Annotated in this window: 28 protein-coding genes; 14 read left to right on the forward strand and 14 right to left on the reverse strand. The window is 69.7% G+C overall.

Annotation, left to right across the window (positions count from 1 at the left end; all coding sequences use genetic code 11):
• Positions 1-245 precede the first annotated feature (245 nt).
• The 6 genes from msuE to HJG44_RS02905 are packed head-to-tail and all read left to right on the forward strand — an operon-like array spanning position 246 to position 5,571.
• The gene (gene msuE, locus HJG44_RS02880; RefSeq protein ID WP_171216808.1) at positions 246-809 is read left to right on the forward strand and encodes an FMN reductase; all 564 of its coding nucleotides are present in this window, start codon (positions 246-248) and stop codon (positions 807-809) included.
• An 11-nt stretch (positions 810-820) separates the two neighbouring features.
• Positions 821-1,768: an aliphatic sulfonate ABC transporter substrate-binding protein gene (locus HJG44_RS02885; protein WP_171216809.1), complete on the forward strand. Its 948-nt coding sequence runs from the start codon at positions 821-823 to the stop codon at positions 1,766-1,768.
• A 16-nt stretch (positions 1,769-1,784) separates the two neighbouring features.
• Positions 1,785-2,741, forward strand: a complete 957-nt coding sequence (locus HJG44_RS02890; protein WP_171216810.1) for an aliphatic sulfonate ABC transporter substrate-binding protein — start codon at positions 1,785-1,787, stop codon at positions 2,739-2,741.
• 40 nt (positions 2,742-2,781) lie between these two features.
• Positions 2,782-3,960, forward strand: a complete 1,179-nt coding sequence (gene ssuD, locus HJG44_RS02895) for an FMNH2-dependent alkanesulfonate monooxygenase (protein ID WP_171216811.1) — start codon at positions 2,782-2,784, stop codon at positions 3,958-3,960.
• Positions 3,957-4,739, forward strand: coding sequence for an ABC transporter permease subunit (locus HJG44_RS02900; protein WP_430395026.1), 783 nt, complete (start codon positions 3,957-3,959; stop codon positions 4,737-4,739). The genes ssuD and HJG44_RS02900 overlap by 4 nt, the downstream gene beginning before the upstream one ends.
• Before the next feature lie 10 nt (positions 4,740-4,749).
• A complete protein-coding gene (locus HJG44_RS02905; RefSeq protein WP_171216812.1) occupies positions 4,750-5,571 on the forward strand; it encodes an ATP-binding cassette domain-containing protein in 822 nt (273 codons plus the stop codon).
• A 22-nt stretch (positions 5,572-5,593) separates the two neighbouring features.
• Here HJG44_RS02905 and HJG44_RS02910 read toward each other — a convergent pair whose 3' ends face one another.
• From HJG44_RS02910 to HJG44_RS02945, 8 genes are all read right to left on the reverse strand, one after another.
• A complete protein-coding gene (locus tag HJG44_RS02910) occupies positions 5,594-6,523 on the reverse strand; it encodes a ribokinase (protein WP_171216813.1) in 930 nt (309 codons plus the stop codon).
• A 16-nt stretch (positions 6,524-6,539) separates the two neighbouring features.
• Positions 6,540-6,986, reverse strand: coding sequence for a ribose 5-phosphate isomerase B (gene rpiB, locus HJG44_RS02915; RefSeq protein WP_171216814.1), 447 nt, complete (start codon positions 6,984-6,986; stop codon positions 6,540-6,542).
• 68 nt (positions 6,987-7,054) lie between these two features.
• On the reverse strand, positions 7,055-7,849 hold the full coding sequence (locus HJG44_RS02920) for a transporter substrate-binding domain-containing protein (RefSeq protein ID WP_171216815.1): 795 nt from the start codon (positions 7,847-7,849) through the stop codon (positions 7,055-7,057).
• A 42-nt stretch (positions 7,850-7,891) separates the two neighbouring features.
• On the reverse strand, positions 7,892-8,650 hold the full coding sequence (locus tag HJG44_RS02925; RefSeq protein ID WP_171216816.1) for an amino acid ABC transporter ATP-binding protein: 759 nt from the start codon (positions 8,648-8,650) through the stop codon (positions 7,892-7,894).
• 11 nt (positions 8,651-8,661) lie between these two features.
• Positions 8,662-9,333 carry an amino acid ABC transporter permease gene (locus HJG44_RS02930; RefSeq protein WP_171216817.1) on the reverse strand — a complete coding sequence of 224 codons (672 nt, stop codon included), beginning with the start codon at positions 9,331-9,333 and terminating at the stop codon, positions 8,662-8,664.
• Positions 9,334-9,340: 7 nt separating this feature from the next.
• Positions 9,341-10,024 (reverse strand): amino acid ABC transporter permease, encoded by a 684-nt coding sequence (locus tag HJG44_RS02935; protein WP_171216818.1) that lies wholly within the window; start codon positions 10,022-10,024, stop codon positions 9,341-9,343.
• 27 nt (positions 10,025-10,051) lie between these two features.
• The gene (locus tag HJG44_RS02940; protein WP_346767076.1) at positions 10,052-10,948 is read right to left on the reverse strand and encodes an NAD(P)-dependent oxidoreductase; all 897 of its coding nucleotides are present in this window, start codon (positions 10,946-10,948) and stop codon (positions 10,052-10,054) included.
• Between the two features lie 32 nt (positions 10,949-10,980).
• The gene (locus tag HJG44_RS02945; RefSeq protein ID WP_171217285.1) at positions 10,981-11,733 is read right to left on the reverse strand and encodes a FadR/GntR family transcriptional regulator; all 753 of its coding nucleotides are present in this window, start codon (positions 11,731-11,733) and stop codon (positions 10,981-10,983) included.
• 318 nt (positions 11,734-12,051) lie between these two features.
• Here HJG44_RS02945 and HJG44_RS02950 point away from each other — a divergent pair, with 318 nt between their 5' ends.
• A complete protein-coding gene (locus HJG44_RS02950; RefSeq protein ID WP_171216820.1) occupies positions 12,052-13,293 on the forward strand; it encodes a benzoate/H(+) symporter BenE family transporter in 1,242 nt (413 codons plus the stop codon).
• On the opposite strand, the gene HJG44_RS02955 is transcribed toward HJG44_RS02950, so the two are convergent.
• A complete protein-coding gene (locus HJG44_RS02955; RefSeq protein WP_171216821.1) occupies positions 13,276-14,433 on the reverse strand; it encodes a trans-sulfuration enzyme family protein in 1,158 nt (385 codons plus the stop codon). The genes HJG44_RS02950 and HJG44_RS02955 overlap by 18 nt on opposite strands.
• Positions 14,434-14,539: 106 nt before the next feature.
• On the opposite strand from HJG44_RS02955, the gene HJG44_RS02960 reads away from it, so the two are divergent.
• The gene (locus HJG44_RS02960; RefSeq protein WP_246736000.1) at positions 14,540-15,004 is read left to right on the forward strand and encodes a TspO/MBR family protein; all 465 of its coding nucleotides are present in this window, start codon (positions 14,540-14,542) and stop codon (positions 15,002-15,004) included.
• A gap of 3 nt (positions 15,005-15,007) precedes the next feature.
• On the opposite strand, the gene HJG44_RS02965 is transcribed toward HJG44_RS02960, so the two are convergent.
• Genes HJG44_RS02965 through HJG44_RS02975 form a run of 3 tightly spaced genes read right to left on the reverse strand, consistent with a single transcriptional unit; the run spans position 15,008 to position 16,714 of the window.
• A complete protein-coding gene (locus HJG44_RS02965; protein WP_171216823.1) occupies positions 15,008-15,388 on the reverse strand; it encodes a response regulator in 381 nt (126 codons plus the stop codon).
• A gap of 8 nt (positions 15,389-15,396) precedes the next feature.
• Complete coding sequence (gene hpt / locus HJG44_RS02970; RefSeq protein ID WP_171216824.1) at positions 15,397-15,963, reverse strand: hypoxanthine phosphoribosyltransferase; 567 nt, start codon at positions 15,961-15,963, stop codon at positions 15,397-15,399.
• Positions 15,964-15,985: 22 nt separating this feature from the next.
• Positions 15,986-16,714: a zinc-ribbon domain-containing protein gene (locus tag HJG44_RS02975; RefSeq protein WP_171216825.1), complete on the reverse strand. Its 729-nt coding sequence runs from the start codon at positions 16,712-16,714 to the stop codon at positions 15,986-15,988.
• Positions 16,715-16,803: 89 nt separating this feature from the next.
• Here HJG44_RS02975 and ftsE point away from each other — a divergent pair, with 89 nt between their 5' ends.
• The 5 genes from ftsE (at position 16,804) to HJG44_RS03000 (ending at position 20,519) form a co-directional block, all read left to right on the forward strand.
• Positions 16,804-17,475, forward strand: a complete 672-nt coding sequence (gene ftsE, locus HJG44_RS02980) for a cell division ATP-binding protein FtsE (protein ID WP_171216826.1) — start codon at positions 16,804-16,806, stop codon at positions 17,473-17,475.
• Between the two features lie 9 nt (positions 17,476-17,484).
• Positions 17,485-18,411, forward strand: coding sequence for a cell division protein FtsX (locus tag HJG44_RS02985; RefSeq protein WP_171216827.1), 927 nt, complete (start codon positions 17,485-17,487; stop codon positions 18,409-18,411).
• A 57-nt stretch (positions 18,412-18,468) separates the two neighbouring features.
• The gene (locus HJG44_RS02990) at positions 18,469-19,200 is read left to right on the forward strand and encodes a YdcF family protein (RefSeq protein ID WP_430395027.1); all 732 of its coding nucleotides are present in this window, start codon (positions 18,469-18,471) and stop codon (positions 19,198-19,200) included.
• A gap of 91 nt (positions 19,201-19,291) precedes the next feature.
• Positions 19,292-20,038, forward strand: coding sequence for a lysophospholipid acyltransferase family protein (locus HJG44_RS02995; protein WP_171216828.1), 747 nt, complete (start codon positions 19,292-19,294; stop codon positions 20,036-20,038).
• Positions 20,039-20,156: 118 nt separating this feature from the next.
• Entirely contained in the window at positions 20,157-20,519 is a 363-nt protein-coding gene (locus HJG44_RS03000; RefSeq protein ID WP_346767077.1) for a hypothetical protein, read from the forward strand.
• Here HJG44_RS03000 and HJG44_RS03005 read toward each other — a convergent pair.
• Positions 20,450-21,043: a gamma-glutamylcyclotransferase gene (locus HJG44_RS03005; RefSeq protein WP_171216829.1), complete on the reverse strand. Its 594-nt coding sequence runs from the start codon at positions 21,041-21,043 to the stop codon at positions 20,450-20,452. The two genes, HJG44_RS03000 and HJG44_RS03005, sit on opposite strands and share 70 nt — an antisense overlap.
• Before the next feature lie 76 nt (positions 21,044-21,119).
• Between HJG44_RS03005 and HJG44_RS03010 the strand changes: the two genes are divergently transcribed.
• A complete protein-coding gene (locus HJG44_RS03010) occupies positions 21,120-22,178 on the forward strand; it encodes a DUF2125 domain-containing protein (RefSeq protein WP_171216830.1) in 1,059 nt (352 codons plus the stop codon).
• Here HJG44_RS03010 and HJG44_RS03015 read toward each other — a convergent pair.
• Positions 22,172-23,782, reverse strand: coding sequence for a putative bifunctional diguanylate cyclase/phosphodiesterase (locus HJG44_RS03015; RefSeq protein WP_171216831.1), 1,611 nt, complete (start codon positions 23,780-23,782; stop codon positions 22,172-22,174). The genes HJG44_RS03010 and HJG44_RS03015 overlap by 7 nt on opposite strands.
• Positions 23,783-23,866: the final 84 nt, after the last annotated feature.

Genomic DNA, 23,866 nt, shown 5'->3' on the forward strand with positions numbered 1-23,866 from the left:
GACCATGCGGTTCGCGGACAAAGAAAAACCCGACCATTGACCTCATGCCCTAGTCAAGAGCAACATATTTGGAAATGAACGATCTCTTACCTCCAGATTTCGGCAGATCGCGCACGAAATCTGCGCTCATGCTCGGGGATTTGAGTTCCGCCGAGCGTGATCACGTCTCGATACCGGGGAACAGGAGCCGCTCCGACGTAGTCCGGGCGGGACAGGCCGATGCGCCGAAAGGGGTCTCATAGAGCATGAGCAGACTGAAGATCGTGGCCGTTTCCGGAAGCACGCGCCGTCCGTCGCGCACCACGGAGCTGGTCGCCGCCATCGGGCGGGAGGTAGCTGCCAGACGCGGCGCAGACATTCGGCTCGTCGATCTGGCCGATATAGGCCCGGGCCTCGCCGCATTCCGGCGGGACGGACTGCCCGAGCAGGCGCTCGCGACTTTGGCCGAGATCGAGAAGGCCGATGCCCTCATCGTCGGCGCGCCCGTCTACAAGGGCTCCTATCCGGGGCTGTTCAAGCACCTCTTCGACTTCGTCGAGCCGGCGGCGCTCGCCGGGACCCCGGTCATCCTGGCCGCCACCGGGGGCGGGCGGCGGCATGCGCTCGTGGTGGAGCACCAGCTTCGCCCGCTGTTCGGCTTCTTCGCGGCTCTGACCCTGCCGACATCCATCTATGCGAGCGACGAGGACTTCCAGGACGGCGAGCTGGCCGACCCGGTGACCCTGGGGCGCATCAGCCAGGCGGCCGCCGAGCTCGCCAGCTTCGCCCGTCCCGCCACGCGCGATGCAACCCTCATCCGGGCCGCCTGAGAGCATCCATCATGTTGAACAGACGTTCCGCCCTGGCCGGTCTCCTCGCCGTCCCGTCGCTCGCTTCCGCCATCCGGCCGAGCGCGGCCGCCCCGGCCGAGTTCCGCGTCGGCTATCAGAAGAGCGGCGTCCTCGTCGTCGCGCGCCAGCAGGGGACGCTCGAAGCGCGGCTCAAGGCGCTCGGGGTGCCCAGCGTGAAATGGGTCGAGTTCCAGTACGGCCCGCCCATGATGGAGGCGCTGGGCCTCGGCTCGATCGATTTCGGCGCGGTCGGCGACACGCCGCCGATCTTCGCCCAGGTCGCGGGGGCCAAGGTGGTCTACGCGGCCGCGACGCCCGCCTCGCAATCCGCCATTCTCGTGCCGCAGGACAGCCCGATCCGCAGCCTCGCGGAGCTGAAGGGGAAGAAGCTCGCCTTCGCGCGCGGCTCGAGCTCACACAACTTCGTCGTGCAGGCGCTCGCGAAGGCGGGGCTGGCGCCCTCGGACGTGCAGCAGACCTTCCTCAATCCGGCCGACGCGGTCGCGGCCTTCTCGCGCGGCAGCATCGATGCCTGGGCCGTGTGGGACCCGTATTTCGCGATTGCCGAGAAGCGCCATAACGGCCGGGTGCTCACGACCACGCAGGGGGTACTCGACAGCTACTCCTTCTATCTCGCCAACCGGGATTTCGCAGCCCGACACCCGACGGTCCTGAAGGCCGCCGTCGACGCGGTCGGCGACACGGTCGCCTGGTCGGCACGCAACCGCGACAAGCTCGCCGCCGCGATCTCCGAGGTGACCGGCGTCGATCTGGAAATCCAGAAACATGCGGTCGACCGGCTGCGGATCGAGATCGGGCCGATGACCGACCAGATCATCCAGAGCCAGCAGACGATAGCGGACAGCTTCCACAAGCTCGGCATCGTGCCGCGCCAGGTCACCGTCCGCGACATCGTCTGGACCGCGCCCCAGAGCTGAACCGAGGACAGGACGAATGGCCGCCATGAACCGTCGCGCAGCCCTTGCATTGGGTCTGGCGCTCGCAGGCCTTGCCGCGCAGCCGCTCGCCGCCCAGGAGGCGCCGAAGGAGCTGCGCATCGGCTACCAGAAGGCCGGGCTCCCGGTGATCGCCCGGCAGCAGAAGGCGATCGAGAAGCGGCTCGCCGCGCAGGGCACCAACGTGCGCTGGGTCGAATTCACGGCCGGGCCGCCGCTGCTGGAGGCGATGAATGTCGGGTCCGTCGATGTCGGCTGGACGGGGGACGCGCCGCCGATCTTCGCGCAGGCTGCCCGCGCGGCGATCGTCTATGTGGCGGCGCTGCCCTCGAATGGGGCCGGCGAGGCGGTGATCGTCAAGCAGGATTCCCCGATCAGGACGCTTGCGGATCTCAAGGGCAGGAAGGTCGGCTTCACCAAGGGGTCGAGCTCCCACAACCTCACGGTCGCGGCCCTCGAGCGGGGAGGCCTCTCCTATTCCGACATCACGCCGGTCTATCTGAGCCCGGCCGATGCCGCCGCGGCCTTTGCGCGCGACGCGATCGACGCCTGGACTATCTGGGATCCCTTCCTGGCCATCGCGCAGACGCGGCACGAGCCGCGCCTTCTCGTGACCTCGAAGGAGGCGCTGAAGGTCAATACCTTCTTCCTGGCCAACAAGGCTTTTGCGGCAAAGAACGGCAGGACGATCGATCTCACGCTCGCCGGCCTCGACGAGGCCGCGAAATGGGCGGACGCCAATCGTCCGGCCGTCGCCAAGGCGCTGCACGAGGTGACCGGCGTCGAGCTCGCCGCGCAAACGCTCGCGGCCGACCGGACGGATTTCGGGATCCTGCCGATCACGGACGAGATCATCGCCAACCAGCAGAAGACGGCTGATCGCTTCCACAAGCTCGGGCTGATCCCGCGGGCGATCACCGTCCGCGACGCCGTGTGGGTACGCCCGCAGAGCTGAATTCCGGCTCCAGCGCACAGGACAGGTTCAGGAGGTATCCATGAGCGTAACCGCTCTCCGGCCCGGCATCGCCGATCCGATCCACTTCTTCTGGTTCATTCCGACCCACGGCGACGGGTCGTATCTCGGCTCCGAGCGGCAGCAGCGGCCGGCCGAGTTCCCGTATTTCAAGCAGATCGCCCAGGCGGTCGACCAGCTCGGCTTCGAGGGCGTGCTGCTGCCGACCGGACAGAGCTGCGAGGATTCCTGGATCACGGCCACCGGGCTCGCCACGGTCACCGAGCGTCTGAAGTTCCTCGTCGCGCTGAGGCCGGGCGTGGTCTCGCCCTCCTTCGCGGCGCGGCAGACCGCCGCCCTCGACCGGCTGTCGAACGGGCGCCTGCTGCTGAACGTCGTCGTCGGAGGCAATCCGGTCGAGCTGGCAGGAGACGGCGTGTTCCTGCCCCATGACGAGCGCTACCTCCAGGCGGACGAGTTCCTGACGATCTGGCGCCGGCTCCTATCCGGCGAGACTCTCGACTTCCGGGGCAAGTATTACCGGGTCGAGGGCGGCCGGATCGATTTCCCGCCCGTGCAGTCGCCGCATCCCCCGCTCTGGTTCGGCGGGTCCTCCGATGCCGGCCAGGAGATCGCGGCCGAGCATACCGATGTCTACCTGACCTGGGGCGAGCCGGTCGCCGGCGTGGCGGAGAAGGTCGAGCGCGCACGGCAGAGGGCGGCGGCGCGCGGCCGCAAGCTGCGGTTCGGCATCCGGCTGCACTTCATCGTCCGCGAGACCGAGGAGGAGGCCTGGGCGGCAGCCGACAGGCTCATCAGCCGGGTCAGCGACGCCCAGATCGAGGCGGCGCAGAAGCGCTTCGCCGAGCAGATGGACTCGGTCGGCCAGAAACGGATGGCGGAGCTGCATGGGGGACGGCGCGACCGGCTCGTCGTGGCGCCCAATCTCTGGGCGGGCGTCGGCCTCGTGCGCACCGGCGCCGGCACGGCGCTCGTCGGCACGCCCGAGCAGGTCGCGGAGCGGCTGCGCGAGTACCAGGCCGTCGGCATCGATACGGTGATCGGATCCGGCTACCCGCATCTGGAGGAAGCCTACCGGGTCGCCGAGCTCCTGTTCCCCGCGCTCGGCATCGAGAACCGGTTGCGCCGTCTTGGGGCCGCGGTCGCGAACGAGTTCACGGTCGGCCGGCACGGCCGCGAGAGGGTTGCGGCAGCATCGTGAGAGCCTTGAAATCGATCAACGCCGGGAATGCGATCGGCTGGCTTCTGCCGGTCGCGATCATCCTCGCCTGGGAAGCCGCCTCACGGCTCGGCGGCATTCCGCCGAACGTGCTGCCTGCCCCGTCCGATGTCGTCGCAGCGGCAGTCAAGCTCGCCCGTTCGGGCGAACTGCTCGAGAACATCTGGGTCTCGGCCCTGCGCGCGGTTTCGGGCTTCGTGGTCGGTGGAGGGATCGGGCTCGCGCTCGGCTTCGCCAACGGCCTCTCGTCTCTTTCGGAGAAGCTGACGGACACGACGCTGCAGATGATCCGGAACGTGCCGCATCTGGCGATGATCCCGCTCGTCATCCTGTGGTTCGGCATCGACGAGGAGGCGAAGCTCTTCCTCGTGGCGCTCGGCGTCTTCTTCCCGATCTACATCAATACGCTGCACGGGATACGTGGCGTTGATCCGCAGCTCCTGGAGATGGGCCGCGTCTACGGCATGTCGCCGGCGCGCCTCTTCTGGAAGGTGATCCTCCCGGGGGCGCTCCCCTCCATCTTCGTCGGACTGCGCTATGCGCTCGGCATCATGTGGCTCACGCTCATCGTGGCGGAGACGATCTCGGCCTCCTCGGGCATCGGCTACATGGCCATGCAGGCGCGGGAATTCCTCCTGGTGGACGTCGTGGTCCTGTCGATCGTGATCTATGCCCTGCTCGGCAAGCTCGCCGACACGATCGCCCGCTTCCTGGAGCGGCTCTCGCTGCAATGGCACCCGGCGTTCCAGATCAAGTCGTGAGGATCCGCACATGTTCGCCCAAGCCCTGCAGCGCCAGGCCGATCTTCCGGCCGTGAGCGGCAGCCGCGGCCAGATCGGACGCCCCCCTGCGGCGGGGGGCCTTCCGATCACGGTGCGGAGCCTGGAAAAATCGTTCGGGCCGAAGCGCGTGCTGGCCGGGCTCGACCTCCACATCCCGGCCGGGCAGTTCGTGGCCATCGTCGGCAAGTCGGGATGCGGGAAGTCCACCCTGCTGCGCCTTCTGGTCGACCTCGACGCGCCAACGGCCGGAACCGTCCGGGTGGGCGAGGAGAATGCTCCGGCCCGTGCCGCCCGGCTCATGTTCCAGGAGCCCCGGCTCCTGCCCTGGGGACGCGTGCTGGCCAATGTCGAGGTCGGCCTCGATCCGTCGATCCCGGCGGCCACCCGCCGGGAGATGGCGGTCTCGGCGCTGAAGGCGGTCGGCCTGGCGGACAGGGCCAGGGAATGGCCCTCCGTCTTGTCCGGCGGGCAGAAGCAGCGGGTCGCGCTCGCCCGCGCGCTCGTCAGCCAGCCGCGGTTCCTGGCGCTGGACGAGCCTCTCGGCGCCCTCGACGCGCTGACCCGGATCGAGATGCAGGGCCTGATCGAGAGCATCTGGTCCAGGGAGCGCTTCACGGCCGTGCTCGTGACGCACGATGTCGGCGAGGCCGTCGCCCTCGCGGACCGGATCCTCGTCATCGACGGGGGCCGGATCGCGCTCGACCTCCCGGTCGAGGTGCCGCGGCCGCGGCGGCGCGGCGACCCGACCCTGGCGGCCCTGGAAGGCCGCATCATCGAGCACCTCTTCAACGATCAGGGCGTCGGGATATAGGGGCTCGCGCAGCCCGGCCCGATCAGGCAGGCATCGTCATCGCCCCGAGCTCGGCTCGGCTCGGCATCCCGGCCTGCGCGCCCGACCGCCCGCAGGCGAGAGAAGCGGCTCGACAGGCGAGCTCGACGGAGCGCGGCAGGTCCATCCCCTCGGCCGACATCGCGGCGAGCACGCCCACGAAGGTGTCTCCGGCGCCGGTCGTGTCCACCACCTCGACGGCGGGTGCGGGCGCATGGAACGAGCAGGTCCCGCCGGCATAGACCCGGGCGCCCGCCGCGCCGCTCGTCAGGATGACCGTCCGATCGTGGCACAAGGAGACCGCGGCAGCGGCCGCTGCAGCATCGGAAGCGGCCTCGCCGAGCGCCCCGGCGGCTGCGGAGGCTTCGTGCTCGTTGACCACCAGGATCGTCGTGGCGTCGAGCAGCGCGCTCAGATCCTCGCGCGAGAAGCTCGCCGGAGCCGGCGCAAGATTCCAGATCACGACGGCCCCGGCGGCGCTCGCCTCCCGCGCGGCCGAAAGCGCCTCGGCGAACGGCACCTCCATCTGCAGCACCAGGACGTCGCCCCTGCCAGGCCGATGCGCGAGGTCGCCGGCGCGAAGCGCCATGTTCGCCCCGCTCGCGACCGTGATCGCGTTCTCGCCGCGCTCATCGACGGCGATGAAGGCGCAGCCGGTCGGCTCCCGGGCCGCCGCGACGCACCCGACCGCGACCCCGTTCGCCTGGAGGTTTCCGACCGCGGCCCTGCCGAACTCGTCGTCTCCCACGCGCCCCACCATCGCGACCTCGATGCCGGTCCCCTGCAGCGCGCGCGCGGCCGCCACCGCCTGGTTCGCACCCTTGCCGCCGAAGAGCATCTCGTAGCCGGGCGACAGGACCGTTTCGCCCGGGCGGGGAATCGACGCGACCCGGGCGACGAGGTCGATGTTGATCGAACCGAAGACGACGATCATGGCGGCGGGGGATGGATCAGGATTCGGCGTCCATCTCGTGCAGCTTCCGCACGCGACGCCTGAAATCCTCGTCGGTCGAGAACTCCGCCTCCATGAAGGATGTGATCAGGTCCTTCGCCAGCCAAGGTCCGACGATCTGGGCTCCGATGCACATAACGTTCACGTCGTCGTGCTCGACCGCCTGGTGCGCCGAATGGACGTCGTGGCACACGGCCGCGCGGATGCCCTTAAGCTTGTTGGCCGCGATCGAGGCGCCGACGCCCGTGCCGCAGACCATGATGCCGCGCTCCGCCTCCCCGGCCGTGATCTTCGCCGCCACCTTGCGGGCGACGTCGGGGAAATCGACCGGTTTGTCGTCGTAGGAGCCAACATCCGTGACCTCGTGGCCGAGTTCGCGCAGATGGGCGATGACCGTGCCCTTCAGGCTCCAGCCGGCGTGGTCCGATCCGATCACGAGACGCATCTTGCCATCCTTGTCAGTAGGAGGCCGGCGCATGGGCGCGCCGGCCGGTCTTGAGGTCGCCTGAAGGCTCAGCTGCGCATCTCGGCAGGCAGGTCGGAGCCGTGGAACTTCCTGTAGATCTCGTTCAGCTTGCCGTTCTTCAGGTTCGCCGAGATCCACTCGTTCAGCTTCTCTTTCAGGCGCGGCTCGCCCTGGCGCAAGCCGATCGCGAGGTCGAAATTCGTGATCAGCACCTTCGGCTCGAAGGCGCGGGACGGGTTCTTCACGCCGATCTGGTTCACGATCGTCGCGGAGGTCGCCACGCAATCGGCCTGGCCGGAGACGGCGGCCGTCACCATGGTGGCGTCGTCGTCGTAGCGCGCGATCCTGAGGTCGCGATCCTTCATGTTGGTGAGCGTCGTGTCCTGCGTCGTGCCGCGCGAGACCGCGATCGCCTTCCCCTTCAGGTCGGCCCAGTCCTTGATCGGCAGCGACTTCAGGCAGCCGACGACGGATTGCAGGGCCGCGTAGGGCTTGGTGAAGTCGATCACCTTGGCGCGTTCCGGTGTGACCGAAAGCGTCGAGATGATGATGTCCGCCTTGCCGGTCTGGACGTTCGGGATGCGGGTCGCCCCGGTCGTCTGGACGAACTCCAGCTCGAGGCCCCAGTCCTTGGCGAGGAGCTGGGCCGTCTCCACGTCCGAGCCGGTCGGCTTCATGTTGGCGTCGACCATGCCGGATGGCGGGATGGCGAGGTCGGTCGCGATCCTGATCTTCTTCGCCTTCATGATGTCGTCCAGGAGATCCGCCTTCGCGCCTCCTGAAGGCAGCGCCGCGCAGAGCGCTGCGAGCGCCGCAGCCGCAAGCCAATGCCGTCCCGTCATTTGTCTCTCTCCCTCTCCTGATGTGCCTCTAGGGTCCGGACCCTAGAGCCCCGTGCCGACGAACTGGGCGAGTTCCTGCGTCGCCGGCGACGAAAGGATGGCGGCAGGGCCGATCTCGTGGACCTTGCCGCGATGCATGAACACGACCTGGTCGGCGATGCCGCGCGCGAAGGCCATCTCGTGGGTGACGAGCACCATCGTCATGCCGTCCGCCGCGAGCTGCTCGATGACCTTCAGGACCTCGCCGGTCAGTTCGGGGTCGAGCGCCGAGGTCACCTCGTCGAACAGCATCACCTTGGGCTGCATCGCGAGCGAGCGAGCGATGGCGCCGCGCTGCTGCTGCCCGCCCGAGAGCTGCTCGGGATAGGCATGGAGCTTCTCCTCCAGGCCGACCTGGGCGAGCACCCGGCGGGCAAGCTCCCTCGCCTCCGCCTTCGGCATCTTCTTCACGGCGGTGGGCGCGAGGATGATGTTCTCCTCGACCGTGAGATGGGGGAAGAGGTTGTAGCTCTGGAACACGATCCCGACGTCGAGCCGCAGGGCTCTGAGGTCGAGCGACGGCTCGTGCACCCTGTGACCGCAGACGGTGATCTCGCCGCGGTCGATGCGCTCGAACCGGTCGATGCAGCGAAGCGCGGTGCTCTTCCCGGACCCGCTGCGGCCGATGATCGTGGTGACGCTTCCGCGCGGCACGTCGAAGCTGACGCCGTCCAGAACCTTGTTCGTTCCGAACGACTTGTGCACGTCGGAGAGACGGACGGCGGGGTCCTGGCCGGTCGCTGATGTGGGGGCTGGGCTCATGGCTTCGGGTATCACGCGGGCGCGAGCGTCTGGCCCCGCCCCTGTCCGGCCCGTCGCTCGAGCCTTCGGCTGAGGCGCGAGAGCGGGTAGCAGAGTACGAAGTAGATGACCGCGATGATCGAGTAGATCAGGAAGGGCTCGAACAGCGAGTTGTTGATGATCTGGCCCGAACGGGCGAGCTCGACGAACCCGACCACCGAGGCGAGCGAGGTGTTCTTGATGATCTGGACGAAGAACCCGACGGTCGGCGGTGTGGCGATGCGGACCGCCTGGGGCAGGATCACCCGGGTCATCCTCTGCGTGCGGCTGAGGGCGAGCCCTTCGGCGGCCTCCCATTGCGGCCGCGGCACCGACTGGATCGCGCCGCGCCAGATTTCGCCCAGATAGGCGCCGACATAGATCGTGAGCGACGCGCCGGCCGCTGCGAGCGGCGAGATGCGGAAGCCGATCGCTGGCAGGCCGAAATAGGTGAGGAACATGATGACCAGGAGCGGCGTGCCCTGGATGAGCTGCACGTAGCCGCCCGAGACGAGCCGGACGGCGCGGCTGGCCGAAACTCGGCAGAGCGCCACGGCGAAGCCGAGAATCCCCCCGCCCACAAGCGCCAGCACGGACAGGACCACGGTCCAGCCCGCGCCCTGCAGGAGGAAGAGGAGGTGGTTGAGGTTCAGCGAGCCGCCCATCCGGTCCTCACAGCGGCGTGCCGAGCCGGCGCCGGCGGGGGAAGATGAGCTGGCCGATCCCGAAGAAGCCGGCCCGCATGACGAGCGAGAGGACGACGTAGATCAGCGCGACGACGATATAGGTCTCGAAGGCCCGGTAGGTGTCGGACTGGATGTAGTTCGCCACCGCCGTCAGCTCCTCGGCCGAGATCTGCGAGGTGACCGAGGAGGCGAGCATCAGCAGCACGAACTGGCTGGTGAGCGAGGGATAGACCCGCTCGATCGCGGGCAGCAGGATGACGTGCCAATAGACCTGGGCCGGGGACAGGCCGAGGCCCTGGCCCGCCTCGATCTGACCCTTGTTGATGGATTCGAACCCCGCCCGGACGATCTCGGTCGTATAGGCGCCGACATTGATGGTGAGCGCGAGCGCCGCGACCGTCATGGCCGAAAGCTGCAGGCCGATGCTGGCAAGCCCGAAATAGACGAGGAAGATCTGGACCAGCAGGGGCGTATTGCGGATCCCCTCCACGTAGATCTCGCACAGCGCCGCCACCACCGGAGGTCCGCTGCGCCGCCCGATGGCGCACAGGATGCCGATCGCGCCCCCGGCGACCGTCGCGATGCAGGCGAGCTGCAGGGTCACCATGGCGCCGTCGAGCAGGCTCGGCCAGCGCTCGAGCACCACGGAGAAGTCGAGGTTCAGGTTCATGCCGGCCTGACGCTCCGACCCCGGTGTTCAGGAGGGCCGCTGGTTGGTCATGCGGTCGTAGACCCGGAACAAGGCCTGGTTCCCGTTCGCACCCTCGCCATGCGCCCGCGCCTCCACGTATTGGCTCGTGACCAGCGCGGTCCCGGGAAGCGGAACCGAAAGCGCCTGCGCATGCTCCTGGACGAGCCGCAGGTCCTTGAACATGAGGTCGATGCGGAAGCCGGCACTCGCATCGCCGGCGATCATGGCGGGCCCGAGCCTGTCCAGCATCCAGGAGGCGGCCGAGCCGCCGAGCAGCACCTTGCGCAGCTGCTCGAGATCGACCCCGGAGGCGCGTCCGAGGGCGATCGCCTCGCAGATCGCCTGGATGTTGATGCCGCAGACGAGCTGGTTGCAGAGCTTGACCGTCTGCCCGGCGCCCGGCCCGCCGACATGCGTGATCGTGGTGCCCATCGCGCCGAAGAAGGGGTGCGCCCGAGCGAAGCCCTCGGGGTCGCCCCCGACCATGATGGACAATGTCCCGTTCTTTGCCCCGACAGGGCCTCCGGAAACCGGCGCGTCGAGGAAGGCGACGTCCCGGGCCGCGAAATCAGCATGGATCCGCCTCACCGCGACAGGCGAGATCGTACTCATGTCGACCACGAGCCGGCCTCGCGGCGGGTTCGCGAGCAGGCCGCCTGCGGCATAGACCACCGCCTCGACATCGGGCGTGTCGGGCAGCATCGTGATCGCGATGTCGGCCCCGGCTGCGGCCTCTGCCGGGCCGTCCGCGGCGGTTGCGCCATGCGCGACGAGCTCGTCCATCGCCTCCCGGCGCAGATCGGAAACCCGAACCGCATGCCCCGCCTTGAGCAGGTTCAGCACCATCTCGCGGCCCATCGTGCCGAGCCCGATGAAGCCGACCGTGCCGGCTCCGCCACTCACGCCCATACGCGTTCCCTCGTCCCTTCTGTCGTTCAGGCCGATGCGGCAGGCCGCATCTCCCCGATGGCCGCCTTGCGGCGGAACTCGTCTCCGATGGCGAAATGCTCGCGCAGCAGCCTGTCCGCACGTTCCGGATCACGTTCGACGACGGCCTGGAACAGGCGCCTGTGATCCTCGATGAGATAGGTCCGGATCTCCCCGAAGGCGTCGAGCGTGCGCCGCCTGCCGACATGCGAGGTCATCAGCACCTCGGCCATGGCGTCGTAGAGGACCGCCAAGGTCTCCGAGCCGCTTGCGCGCACGAGGGAGCGATGAAAGTCGTAATCCGCCCGGGCGCCTGCCTCGGGATCGTGGATCGTCGGCGCGATCCGCGCGAGGGCGGCTCCAAGCCGCTCGAAATCGGCGATGGTGGCGCGCGCGGCGGCGAGGCGGATCGCCTGGCACTCGATGGCGATGCGCGCCTGCATGACGTCGTCGACGACGTCCGTGGCTTGAGCGATCGCGAAAGCGAAGAAATCGTTGAGGACGGAGACGTCTGGCCGGCGCACCACCGTGCCGACCCGGTCCTTGATCTCGACGAGCCCGAGCACGGTAAGCGCGCGAAGCGCCTCGCGCACGATCGGCCGGCTCACGCCGAGGATCACGGCCAGCTCGCGCTCCGGTAGGAGGCGGTCGCCAGGCTTGAGGTCGCCCGCGAGAAGCCGGGCACGCAAGAAGGCGAAGACCTTCTCGAACCCCTTTGCTCCGGCGTCCTCGGCCCGCGTGATTTCGATCCTGTCGTGCATCTGTCCGACCGTGGTCAGACCAATAAGCACGATCCCGGGCCCGCGGGAAGACCTGAGGCCCCGCCGTCGGTGGGCGCAGGTCGCCTCGGCTCCTGGCGGGGATCGTTTGCGCGCCAATGCTGTCGGACATATTGCAGGCGTCGGACGTGGCTGACGGACCTGCCGTCGATCGATCGCAATGTGCCGCTCGCAGTCGATGATCTTCTTGGCGGATCGAGGCCTCCTCCCGTGCCGACCGGGCCTCGCAGGACTGGCTGCCGATGAGCGGTCACACGCGGGCGTCCCGTCGTCCCGGGCGGGATCGCGGTAGAGGTGCGCGTGGCGGACGGAGCGGAGGAACAGGGGCTCGGGCGGACCGATCGGGAGCGCGCAGGCGACGGGCGGCGATCGGAGGCCGTCCAGCCCGTCTCGGCGGGACTGCTTGCGGCGATCGTGGGCTTTGCATCCACCTTCGCCCTGGTCCTGCAGGCGTTGGCCGCGGTCGGCGCGACGCCCGTGCAGGCGGCCTCGGGGCTCCTCGCGCTGCTGGTCGTGAAGGGCGGCGCCGCGACCGTCCTGAGCCTGCGCGCCCGCATGCCGATCAGCCTCGCCTGGTCGACCCCGGGCGCGGCGCTGCTGATCGTGACGGGCGTTCCGGCGGGCGGCTTCGCCGGCGCGGTGGGCGCCTTCCTTCTCGCCTCGGCACTCGTCGTCGCGGCGGGACTGTGGCGGCCGTTCGGCCGCGCGGTGGCCGCCATTCCGATCTCGCTCGCCGGGGCCATGCTGGCGGGGGTGCTGCTCGATCTCTGCCTCGCCCCGGTCCGTGCCGTCGGCGCGCTGCCGATGCTGGCGCTCCCCGTCGTGATCGCCTGGGCCCTGGCCTGGCGCGTTGCGCGCCCCTACGCGATCCCGGTCGCGGTTCTCGTCACCGGCGTCATCGTGGCCTTCGCGACGCCGCTGCCTGATGCGGCGCTGGCGGACTTCGTACCGCGGGTGGTGCCTGTCGCACCCGCATTCAGCTGGTCAGCATTCCTCGGCATCTCGCTCCCGCTGTTCATCGTGACCATGGCCTCGCAGAACATCCCGGGCCTCGCCGTCCTGAACTCGAACGGCTACCATCCGCCGATCGGGCCGATCTTCGTCGCAACCGGCTTCGCCAGCGCCCTCGCCGCGTTGTTCGGCGGGCACATGGTCAACCTGGCGGCGATCACGGCGGCGCTCTGCGCCGGGCCGGAGGCCGGTCCCGACAGGTCGCGGCGCTGGATCGCCGCCGCGACGGCAGGCCTCGCCTATATCGCCCTCGGGATGACAGCGACTTTCGCCGCGGCCTTCGTGGCCGCCTCGCCGCCGCTGCTGATCCAGGCTGTCGCCGGGCTTGCGCTGCTCGGCAGCTTCGGCGCCGCGATCCAGACCGCGCTCGCGCGCGAGCACGAGCGCGTGCCCGCCATCGTCACGTTCGTGACGGCGGCATCTGGGCTGTCCTTTCTCGGGATCGGGGCGGCCTTCTGGGGCCTCGTCGCGGGCGGCGCGATGCTCGGGCTCGCCCGGGTCGGCCGCCGCCGCTCAGCGATGCGCGGCTGACAGCGCTTCGTCGAGATCGGCGTAGAGATCGCCCGGATCCTCGATTCCCGTGGAGAGGCGGAGGAGGTCTGGGGGGCAGGGCGTACCTGGCCCTTCGATGGAAGCGCGATGCTCGATGAGGCTCTCGACGCCGCCAAGCGATGTCGCGCGTTTCCAGAGCCGGATATTGGCCGCCGTCCCGATCGCGGCCTGCTCGCCGCCCTTCACCTGGACGGAGAGCATGAAGCCGAACCCGTTCTCCATCTGGCGGGCGGCGACATCGTGCCCCGGATGCTGCGGCAGGCCCGGATAGAGCACGCGCGCCACCAGCGGGTGGTGCGACAGGCGCTCGGCGAGCGTGGCGGCGCTCCGCGCCTGCGCCGCCGCGCGCACGAAGAAGGTCTTGAGGCCGCGATTCAGGAGATAGGCTTCGAAGGGGCCGAGGATCGCGCCCGAGCCTGACCGGATGCGGCCGATGCGCTCCCAATAGGCGTCGCGCTCCCGCGCCGCGAGCACGCCCGCGATCACGTCCGAATGGCCGTTCAGGATCTTGGTTGCGGCGTGCATCACGATGTCCGCGCCGAGCGCGAGCGGGCGCGTGTGGAACGGGGAGGCGCAGGTCGAATCTACGGCAAGCCGGGCGCCGGCGGCATGGGCGATCTCGGCCGCGCCCGCGATGTCGGTGATCGTCCAGAGCGGATTGGAGGGCGTCTCGACCCAGACGAGCTTGGTCCGGCCCGGCCGCACCGCCGCCCGGAGCTTCGCCAAGTCGTCCGTCTCGGCGAGTTCGACCTCGAGGCCCCAGCGCGCTCCCTCGGTCACGAGCCAGTTGCGGAGCGCCCAGTACATCACGGCCGAGGCCACGACATGATCGCCGGGCTCCAGCGCCATGAAGCAGGCCGTCGCCGCCGCCATCCCCGAGGAGAACAGGAGCGCTCCCGCCTGCGCTTCCTCCAGCATCGCGATCACGGCCTCGGTATCGCGGATCGTCGCGTTGTCCGGCCGCCCGTAGATGAAGCCCGACGAATAGGCGTTGTCGGGATCGCGGATATAGGTGGACGCGACGTGGATCGGCGGCACGATAGCGCGCGTCACGGGGTCTATCCGGCCGAGCGCCTGCGCGGTCATGCTCGCCTTCGACCAGGTCCGGCTCTCCGCCATGTCCCGAGGAACCTCGTATCGTGACGCGTGTTTCGAGGCCGAGCCGTAGCGGATGGGACCGGCGATGAACACCCTGGCGGCAAGCGCGCGACATCGGAACGGCCGGTTGGGGAGGCTCGCCCTCGCGATCCTGCCGGTCGCGCTGGTGTCCGTCCTGGGCTCCTGGGCGACGCTGCCCAACATTCCGACCTGGTACGCGGGCCTCGCAAAACCGCCGCTCACGCCGCCGAACGGGGTGTTCGGCCCGGTCTGGACGGCGCTCTACGGGCTCATGGCCTTCGCGATCTGGCGGGTGCTCTCGACTCATCCCGCCATGCCCGGCCGGGGCAGGGCCGTCGCTCTCTTCTACCTCCAGCTCGCGCTGAACGGCCTCTGGTCGTGGTCCTTCTTCGCCGCGCAGAGCCCGGCCGCGGGGCTCGCGAACATCCTCGCGCTCGACGTCGCCGCAGGCGCGACCTTCGCCATGTTCCGGCGGATCGACCGGCTCGCCTCCTGGTGCCTGCTGCCCTACCTGGCCTGGATCGCGTTCGCGACCTACCTGAATGCCGAGATCTGGCTGCTCAACGGGTAGGTGTCACGCGGCCGAGCGGCGGGCCTCCAGCACGCGCGAGACGGCGGCGCGCGCTTCGGCGAGCGAGAACGGCTTCGTCAGCACGTCCTCGATGATCACCTCCAGGTTCTTCGCGCGCTCGCGCTGGTCGGCATAGCCGGTCATGAGCAGGATCGGCAGGTCCGGGAAATCGCGCTTGGCAGCGAGCGCGAGCGCGATGCCGTCCATGATCGGCATGCGGATATCGGTGAGCATCAGGTCGAACGCGCCTGCCTCCTCCGTGAGGCGTTCGAGCGCGTCCGAGCCGTCGACGGCAGTCGCGACCTGATGCCCGTCGAGCTCGAGGCCGCGCTTCAGGAAGCCGCGCACCGGCTCCTCGTCGTCGACAAGTAGAATTTTCGCCATCGTAAAGGTCAAGTTCCGCCGAACAGGTCGGGTTCCGCGTCTCCATGGGCCACGACGCCCACGAATGGAAGCTGCCGATAGTTGTGGGCGATATCCATTCCGTAGCCGACCACGAAGACGTCCGGGCAGGTGAAGCCGACGAAGTCGGGCTTGATCGTGACGGCGCGCTTGCCCGGCTTCTCCAGCAGGACGGAGACGAAGACCCGGCGCGCCCCGCGCGCCATCAGCAGGTCCTTGGCGAAGACGAGGGTGCGGCCCGACTCGAGCACATCGTCGACGAGGAGCACGTCGCGCCCGCGCACCGAGCTCTCGACATCGCGCAGGATGCTCACGTTGCCGGACGAGACGGTGCCGGACCGGTAGCTCGACAGGTGGACGAATTCGACCTGCGGGGCCAGACCGGCCCGATGAAGGGCGCGGATCAGGTCGGCCGCGAACATGAAGCTGCCCTTCAGGACCGCGATGACGAGCAGGTCGGGCGCGGCCGCCGCCGCGATTTCGGCCGCCATCTCCTGGTTGCGCCGGGCGATCGCGGCTTCGTCGAAGAGAACCCGGACACGGGGAGAGGAAGTCATGCCGCGAACACTGGCCGCAACCTCACCGCAACGCAACGGACGGGTCCGCTCCGGTGCTCTGGAATGAGGCGACGAGCCGCGCCCCGTCCGGCGGCGGCGAGGCGAGCCGGGCGGTGAAGCGGGCGCTCTCGCCGGGCCCGAGCTCGGGAACGGGCGGTTTCACGGACCAGCGATAGAGGCCGGTCCGGTCCTTGCCTTCGACGACGAATTCGAGCCGCGGCACCTGCACGCTGGCGGCGGCGACCGAGCGGATCTCGCCCTCAATGACGAGAGCCCGGGCGGGGCCATCCTCCGCGATCCCGGCCGTGACGTCGGCGAGCTCCAGCCCGACGAGGTTCACCCCGAGCCCGACCGCTGCGAAGAGCGGCGCGCTTTCGGGCAGGCGACGGACAAGCTCGTGGCGAAGCGCGATGGCGGTGGGAGCGGCGACGAGGACGAAAGCTATCGCTGCCGCCGCGAGCCGCTCGGGCATGCGGTCGCGCTTCAGGGGCAGGGATCTGGTCCGGCGGCCGGGCGGCGCTGCGTTGTTCGGGCGGGTCGGCTCCGCCGCCGCCTCGATCACGCGCAGCCCGGTCTCCGGCCCGGGCGCTCTCGAACCGAGATCCGCGCCGCTCCGCTCGGGAGCCGGCTCAGGCTTGCCCACGAACCAGGTCGTGCGGCACACGGCGCAGCGCACCTTGCGGCCACCATCCCCGATCCGTTCGGGATCGAGCGCGTATTCGCTTGCGCAGGAGGGGCAGACGATGAGCATGGCGAATCGGCCGAGAGGAGGGGCCTCGCTCTCGCCGGCGACCCTTGGTCGCGACTGGTTAACGGAGCCTCAATCGGAGCCACTCCGGCTTGGAACAGCCCGTCGTCGCCTTCGACAATGTCGGCCTGCGCTACGGGCAGGGCCCCGAGATCCTGCACGACATCAGTTTCGCGCTGGAGCCCGGCTCCTTCCAGTTCCTCACGGGACCGTCCGGAGCGGGCAAGACGACGCTGCTCCGCCTCATCCTCCTGTCGCTGCGGCCGAGCCGCGGGCTCGTGCGGCTCTTCGGCCTGGAGGCTTCGGGCATCGCCGGCCAGGATCTGACGGCCGTGCGCCGGCGCATGGGCGTGGTGTTCCAGGATTTTCGCCTGCTCGACCATCTGACGACCTACGAGAACGTGGCGCTGCCGCTGCGCGTGCAGGAGCGGGAGGAGGCGAGCTACCGCGCGGAGGTCATGGAGCTCCTCGCCTGGGTCGGCCTGGGCGAGCGGGCGCATGCGCTGCCGCCCGTCCTGTCGGGCGGGGAGAAGCAGCGCGCCGCCATCGCGCGGGCGCTCATCGCCCGGCCCGAGCTGATCCTCGCCGACGAGCCGACCGGGAATGTCGATCCGGCGCTGGCGCGGCGCCTCCTCCGCCTGTTCCTGGAGCTGAACCGCCTGGGCACTTCCGTTCTCATCGCCACGCACGATCTTGCGCTGATGGATCAGGTCGATGCGCGCCGGCTCGTCCTGAGCGACGGCCAGCTTCATCGGTATGACTGAGCCGCGGGCATGAGCGGATTCCGGTTCCTCCGTCGCGACCGCCGGCCGGCTCTCGTCCTGTCGGACCCGGCCGCCAGCCGCTCTCTCCTGGCCATCGTGGCGATCCTCACCTTCCTGGCTGCGCTGGCCGCCGCCGGTGCGGAGATGGTGGCCGCCAGTTCGCGCGAATGGCGCGCCGCGCTCGCGCGCGAGGCGACGATCCAGCTGCGGCCGCAGGCGGGCCGGGACATCGAGGCGGACCTCGCCCGTGCGGCTTCGCTCGCCCGCGCGGCCGCGGGTGTGGCGGAGGCCCGAATCCTGTCCCGGGCGGATGCCGAGGCTCTGCTGGAGCCCTGGCTCGGACGCGGCCTCGATCTCGCCTCGCTGCCCGTTCCAAGGCTCGTCTCGCTGCGCCTGTCGGCCGATCCCGCCCCGGATCTGCGGGCTCTCGAGCGGCGGCTCGCGGCGGAGATCCCCGGCGCGGGCCTCGACGACCACGGAGCATGGCGGGCGCGCCTCTCGGGCGTGGCGAACACGATCCTGGGCGCCGCCGCGGCTCTGATGCTGGTGATCCTGGCGGCATCGGGCCTGGCGGTGGCCTTCGCGACGCGCGGCGCGATGGCGGGGAGCCGCGACGCCGTCGACGTGCTGCAGCTTGTGGGTGCGACCGACCGCTTCGTCGCCCGCGTGCTCGCGCTCCGCTTTCTTGCGCTCGCGGCCGCCGCGGCGGCCGCCGGGGCTGCGGCGGCCGCGTTGTCCCTGCCGCTGCTCGGGTGGATCGCGGCGCTCGCCTCCGGCGCCCGCGGCAGCGAGGATGGCGTCCTCTTCGGCACGGTCTCGGTCGGCCTGCGGGCCTATCTCCTCATCCTATGCGTCGCCGCGGCCGTCGCGGCGATCGCAGGCCTGGTCTCGGCCGCGACGGCGAAACGCTTTCTTCGGGAGCTGAGGGCAGGGTGAAGGGATCGAACCGAATCGCCCTTCCGGCGTCTTATTCGGAACTATCCTGGAGTAGACGTGATCGTCCAGGGCGGCGCCGGCAGGCTGGTCCATGGTGGTCTGCACGAGGCACGAGAGATGAGGGAGGAGCGGTCCGGCCTGTTCCGCCGGCTGGCGATCGCCGGGGCCGCATGCGTCGGACTCGGGACCGCGGCTGCGGTCGCGGGTTTCGTCGGCTTCGTCTGGTCGCTGGACCGGGTGGAGCGCGATCCACCCGTCTCCGCGGATGCCATCGTCGCGCTGACGGGCGGGGCGCAGCGCATCGGCGACGCCATCGAGCTTCTCGCCCGCGGCTTCGGGCACCGGCTTCTCATCACGGGCGTAAACGAGCGCACCAGCCGCGAGGAGATCGCGCGGCTCTCTCCGGGCCAGCGCCGCCTCGTGGAATGCTGCGTCGATCTCGACTACCGCGCCCGCAACACGGTCGGGAATGCAGAGGAGACCCGGCGCTGGGTGCGCGAGAACGGTTTCGGATCGCTGATCGTGGTGACGTCGAACTACCACATGCCGCGCACCATGGCGGAGCTCGATCACGCCTTGCCGCAGATCCGCAAGGTGCCGCACCCCGTGGTAAGCCCGGCCGTCGATCCGGCCGGCTGGTGGTCGAGTCCGTCCGCGGCCCGGCTCCTCGCAAGCGAATATGCCAAATACGTCATGGTGGCTATCCGCACGCGGCTCAGCTCCGGGCCCGCGGCCGATCCGCCGGTCCGGGAGGCCGTCCCGAGGTCCGACGAGCTGGCGCGGCGCTGAGCCCCGGGCTTTCGTCCGGCCGCGTTTCCGGACTAAGACGCGGCTCCAGTCATCCCCCGGCCCGCCCCGGCGGCGCTCCCGCCATGAGCCGATGATCGTCGCAAGATCGCTTCTCTTCAGCCTCGTGTTCTACCTGAACACGATCGTGATGCTGATCGCCGCCATCCCGACCTTCCTGCTGCCGCGAAGGGCCATCCTCAGGGTGGCGCAGGCCTGGGCGCGGGTCAGCCTCCTCCTTCTCCGCGTCATCGTCGGCACGAGGGTCGAGTACCGGGGGCTCGACCGCATCCCGGCGGGCGGCCTCCTCGTCGCCTCTAAGCATCAATCCTTCGCCGACATCCATGCGATCCTGCCGAAGCTGCACGACCCGACCTTCATCCTGAAGCGGGAGCTCACCTGGATCCCGCTCTTCGGCTGGTTCACCATCAAGGCGGGGATGATCCCCGTGGACCGGAGCCGCGGCGCCTCCGCCATCACGGACTTGAACCGCCGCGCTCGCCACGAGGCGGCGTGTGGGCGGCAGATTCTGATCTATCCGGAGGGAACGCGGCGCGCGCCCGGGGCGGAGCCCGCCTACAAGCAGGGCGTGGCGCATCTCTACCGTTCGCTGGGCGTGCCGTGCCTGCCGGTGGCGCTGAATTCGGGCCTCTTCTGGCCGCGCCGCCGCTTTGTGCTGCAGCCCGGGACGATGGTGGTGGAGTTCCTCGACCCGATCCCGCCGGGGCTCGAGAAGGACGAGTTCATGGCCGTCTTGCGCGAGCGGATCGAAACGGCCTCGAACCGGCTCCTCGCGGAGGCGAAGCAGCCGGCCGGCTATACCGGGCCGGAGGGGATCTGACCTCCTCGGATCGAAGCTCCTTGACGGCAAGGCTTTCGTTCCTATATAAGAACAAATGTCGAACAGACGCAGACTTTCCTGGCTGACTTCCATGCGGGACATGCGGCACGAGAGGATCATGCGGGCCGTGATCCGCGAGGAACGGCTGCGGGCGACGGCGGGCCTGCGCGAGCCGCCGGCGCTCACCTCGTGGCGCGGCAGATCGGGCCGCCGCTATGTCGTGGGCATCCATCCGGCGAACGAGGCGGAGGTCGCCGATCTCAGCGACGCGGTGCTCATCGCCGTCCAGCGGGGGGAGGATGGAAGGGCCGAGATGCTGGACGTATTGGCGCCGGAGGCGCGCAGCTCGCGCCGGCAGCGTCTGCGCTGGCTCTCCGCCATGCGGTCGCGCGGCGCGACCGAGCTTCACGTTCACCGCCTGGCGGAAAGCGAAGCCGAGCGGCGGGCGGTGGCCGCCGACCTGGCCGTCGGCTCGCCCTGAGACAGGCGCGCCGCGATCCCGGCGAGGATCGGGTCGCTCACGCCCATTTCCATCAGTTGCCGGTGCGTCGCCCGCACGTAATCGGGGTTCGCGCCTGAGACGCCGACACCCTGGTTCACGAGCCGCAGAAGATCCTCGACCGGCAGCCGTCCCGCATATTGCGGGTGGCGCCTGTCGGCCACGTAGGTGACGGCCGGCACGATCCGCCCGTCATCGAGGCGGATCCTGACCCGGCGCTCCAGATAGACGGCAGTCACCTGCTCGCGCTCGCGCAGATAGGCGAGGGTGGCTTGCGCCTCCGCGGCCTCCACCGCGAAGGCGACCCCCCGGCACTTGCCGCCGCGGTCGAGGCCGAGCACCAGGCCCGGCATCTCCGGCGTGCCGCGGTGGACATGCGAGAAGATGCAGAGCGAGCGGTGGTAGCCCGTCAGCGTCGCGAAGTGGCGCTCGCGATACGTGAAGCCCGGCCGCCACATCAGCGAGCCGTAGCCGAACACCCAAAGATCGCCGCTTTCCGCCGCCATCCGGCTCCCGCCGCTTCCGTCCTTGTGGACCGGGGCGGCTAGCAGCTACGAACCGGCGGTTCAACAGGAGAGGCGCGTGCCGGCCGAATCGAGACCTCCCCGCCGGGCGAGCCGCGTCCGCCTCTATCTCCCCCTGGTGCTTCTGGCGCTCCTCGCGATCGGTTGGTCCGCCGGCTGGTTCGTGATCCGCGCCCGTACCCTCGCCGGCATGGATGCGTGGCTCGCCTCGGAGGCGGCGTCCGGGCGGCAATGGACCTGCCGCGACCGGAACGCCGGCGGCTATCCGTTCCGGATCGAGATCTCGTGCGGGAGCCTCTCGTTCGAGCGCGCCGACTTGACCGCGAGCCTCGGGCGGGTGCTCGCGGTCTCGCAGGTCTATCGGCCCGGCCACATCATCATCGAGGCGCAGGGCCCGCTCCGCGTCGCGGCCGCCCCGTCGACGAATGTCGAGGCGGAATGGCGGCTGCTCCAGGCCAGCGTCATATTCGGGGCCGGCAACTTCCAGCGCCTGGCGCTGGTGGCGGAGGATCCAAGGCTGCGCGGCGCCTCGCCGGAGACCGGCCCGCTCGATCTCGCGGCGCGCCGCTTCGAGGCGCATGCCCGCCCCGATCCGGCCGACGCGACCACGGCCGATCTCGCCTTCTCCACGGAGGGTGCGGTCCTGCCGGGCCTGGATGCACTGGTCGGCGGGAACGAGCCGGCCGATCTCGATCTCGTTCTCAGGCTGACGCGCGCCGTCGATCTCCCGACCCGGCTCGTCGCCAGCGAGCTCGAAGGCTGGCGCCTTGCCGGCGGGCGGCTTCAGATCGACCGGGTGCGGCTGGTCAAGGGTCCCCGCCGGGTCGAGCTGCAGGGCTCGGCTGCGCTCGACGAGATGCACCGGCCGCGGGCCGAGCTCCAGGGCCAGGTCGCAGGTGTCGAGGGGCTGCTCGGCCCCTTCCTCGGCGACCGCTCGGGGCTCGCCGGCAATCTCCTCGGTGCCCTCCTGGGGCAGCCTCCCGCCGCCGCGACAGCCCAGCCGCTCGACCCGAAGGCCCCGCGCATGAAGCCGCTCCCGCCGCTCAGGGTGGAGAACGGGCGCCTCTTCGTCGGGCCTCTCCAGATTCCGAATGTCAGGATCCCGGCGCTCTACTGACCGGCGGCGCTGGCGCGGTCCTGGCCGGGACGGAGCAGCGACACCGCCTCCTCGGCGGATACCGCCTGGCTGAACAGATAGCCCTGGCCCTGCTGGCAGCCGCGCGCCAGGAGGTCGGCCTCCTGCTCGCTCCCTTCGACGCCCTCGGCGGTGATCGTCAGGCCCAGCCCGTGCCCGAGCCCGACGAGCGCGCTGACGATCTCGGCGCTCTCGTGCTCATGGGCCATGCTGCTCACGAAGCTGCGGTCGATCTTGATCTTGTCGAGCTTGAAGTTGCGCAGGTGATAGAGGCTCGAATAGCCGGTGCCGAAATCGTCGAGCGCCAGGCGGACTCCGGCCTCGCGGAGCGAGGTGAGAACGCTGCGCGCCGATTCGAGGTCGCGGACCAGCGCGCTCTCGGTGATCTCGATCTCCAGGCGGCTGGGCGGTAGCCCTGTCCGGGCCAGAATCGCGAGGATGCGCAGCCCGAGGGTCGGCTCCTTGAGCTGGACGGGCGAGATGTTGAACGACAAGGTCACCGAGGTCGGCCAGTCGAGGGCCGCCCGGCAGGACTCCGCGAGCAGCGATTCGGAGAGCTCCTGGATCAGCCCGGTATCCTCCGCGACCGGGATGAAGCGGTCCGGAGGGACGGCTCCGAGGACCGGATGAGACCAGCGCGCGAGCGCCTCAAAGCCGACGATCTCCTTGGTCCGGAGGTCGACGAGAGGCTGGAAGAACGGCCTGATATCGCCCCTCGCGACCGCCGTCTTCAGCTCGCGCTCGAGCTGGTCCCGCTCGCGGATATGCTGGTCCATCTCCGCGTCGAAGAAGCGGAGTGAGGACTTGCCGTCGGCCTTGGCGCGGTAGAGCGCGACGTCCGCCCGCCGCATGACCTCGTCCAGCGTGGCGTCGGGAAACGGGAAAAGGCAGATCCCGATACCGGAGCTGATCTCCTGGCGGATGTTGGCGACCGTCGCCGGCGGGCTCAGGGCGTCGATGACCCGGAGCGCCAGCCCGGTGGCCGCCTCGGGGCCGGCGAGCTGCTCGGCCAGGATGGCGAATTCGTCACCTCCCAACCGGACCACGAGATCGCCTTCCCGCACGGCTCCGAGCAGACGCTGCGCGACCACGATGAGCAATTCGTCTCCTGCCCCATGTCCGTGGATGTCGTTGACCTGCTTGAACCCGTTCAGGTCCAGCATGAGCAGCGCATGCGCTGCGCCCAGGCGCGGAGGCGACATCAGGGCCGTCCTCAGCGCCTCCGTGAACTGCCGGCGGTTCGGGAGCCCCGTGAGCGGGTCGCGGAAGGCGAGCTTGCGCACGTCGCGCTCGGCCGCGCTGCGGCGCCGGGTCTCCCGCTTCAGCTCGCGAAGCCGGCGCCAGGCGAAGACCAGGAGCCCGATCATCAGGACGGCGCCGATCACCGGCAGCTCGTCAGTCTCGATTCCGGGCAGGTGCCCTCGGCCGCCGGAGACGAACACGTCTATCTCGAGGCAGACAAAGGCGGTGCCGAGGACCGCCAGGAGAACGAGGGTAAGATCCTGAATGCTGACGCGGTTACGAATGATGAAACTCCAGGCCCGGGCCGACAGGGTGAGCGGAGGAGCCGCTGCGCTGCGATGCATGGGACCAGTGTCGCCCGAGCTTCCTGACGAGACGTGAATCGGACGCGAGCGTCGTGGGACAGCGTGACCGGAAGCCTACCGCGG

This window comes from Enterovirga aerilata, assembly GCF_013044135.1.
GTDB classification, from domain to species: Bacteria; Pseudomonadota; Alphaproteobacteria; order Rhizobiales; family Beijerinckiaceae; genus Enterovirga; species Enterovirga aerilata.

What these genes read in the sequence shown, in the direction of transcription:
- hpt (WP_171216824.1), bottom strand. Translation starts at nt 15,963, where the DNA reads ATGACTTCCTCTCCCCGTGTCCGGGTTCTCTTCGACGAAGCCGCGATC.
- HJG44_RS02955 (WP_171216821.1), bottom strand. Translation starts at nt 14,433, where the DNA reads ATGGCGGAGAGCCGGACCTGGTCGAAGGCGAGCATGACCGCGCAGGCG.
- HJG44_RS02905 (WP_171216812.1), top strand. Translation starts at nt 4,750, where the DNA reads ATGTTCGCCCAAGCCCTGCAGCGCCAGGCCGATCTTCCGGCCGTGAGC.
- ssuD (WP_171216811.1), top strand. Translation starts at nt 2,782, where the DNA reads ATGAGCGTAACCGCTCTCCGGCCCGGCATCGCCGATCCGATCCACTTC.
- HJG44_RS03005 (WP_171216829.1), bottom strand. Translation starts at nt 21,043, where the DNA reads ATGGCGGCGGAAAGCGGCGATCTTTGGGTGTTCGGCTACGGCTCGCTG.
- HJG44_RS02890 (WP_171216810.1), top strand. Translation starts at nt 1,785, where the DNA reads ATGGCCGCCATGAACCGTCGCGCAGCCCTTGCATTGGGTCTGGCGCTC.
- HJG44_RS02930 (WP_171216817.1), bottom strand. Translation starts at nt 9,333, where the DNA reads ATGGGCGGCTCGCTGAACCTCAACCACCTCCTCTTCCTCCTGCAGGGC.
- HJG44_RS02935 (WP_171216818.1), bottom strand. Translation starts at nt 10,024, where the DNA reads ATGAACCTGAACCTCGACTTCTCCGTGGTGCTCGAGCGCTGGCCGAGC.
- HJG44_RS02965 (WP_171216823.1), bottom strand. Translation starts at nt 15,388, where the DNA reads ATGGCGAAAATTCTACTTGTCGACGACGAGGAGCCGGTGCGCGGCTTC.
- HJG44_RS03000 (WP_346767077.1), top strand. Translation starts at nt 20,157, where the DNA reads ATGCGGGCCGTGATCCGCGAGGAACGGCTGCGGGCGACGGCGGGCCTG.
- HJG44_RS02985 (WP_171216827.1), top strand. Translation starts at nt 17,485, where the DNA reads ATGAGCGGATTCCGGTTCCTCCGTCGCGACCGCCGGCCGGCTCTCGTC.
- rpiB (WP_171216814.1), bottom strand. Translation starts at nt 6,986, where the DNA reads ATGCGTCTCGTGATCGGATCGGACCACGCCGGCTGGAGCCTGAAGGGC.
- HJG44_RS02920 (WP_171216815.1), bottom strand. Translation starts at nt 7,849, where the DNA reads ATGACGGGACGGCATTGGCTTGCGGCTGCGGCGCTCGCAGCGCTCTGC.
- HJG44_RS03015 (WP_171216831.1), bottom strand. Translation starts at nt 23,782, where the DNA reads ATGCATCGCAGCGCAGCGGCTCCTCCGCTCACCCTGTCGGCCCGGGCC.
- HJG44_RS02885 (WP_171216809.1), top strand. Translation starts at nt 821, where the DNA reads ATGTTGAACAGACGTTCCGCCCTGGCCGGTCTCCTCGCCGTCCCGTCG.
- HJG44_RS02945 (WP_171217285.1), bottom strand. Translation starts at nt 11,733, where the DNA reads ATGCACGACAGGATCGAAATCACGCGGGCCGAGGACGCCGGAGCAAAG.
- HJG44_RS02975 (WP_171216825.1), bottom strand. Translation starts at nt 16,714, where the DNA reads ATGCTCATCGTCTGCCCCTCCTGCGCAAGCGAATACGCGCTCGATCCC.
- msuE (WP_171216808.1), top strand. Translation starts at nt 246, where the DNA reads ATGAGCAGACTGAAGATCGTGGCCGTTTCCGGAAGCACGCGCCGTCCG.
- HJG44_RS02910 (WP_171216813.1), bottom strand. Translation starts at nt 6,523, where the DNA reads ATGATCGTCGTCTTCGGTTCGATCAACATCGACCTCGTCGCCCGGGTC.
- HJG44_RS02995 (WP_171216828.1), top strand. Translation starts at nt 19,292, where the DNA reads ATGATCGTCGCAAGATCGCTTCTCTTCAGCCTCGTGTTCTACCTGAAC.
- HJG44_RS02925 (WP_171216816.1), bottom strand. Translation starts at nt 8,650, where the DNA reads ATGAGCCCAGCCCCCACATCAGCGACCGGCCAGGACCCCGCCGTCCGT.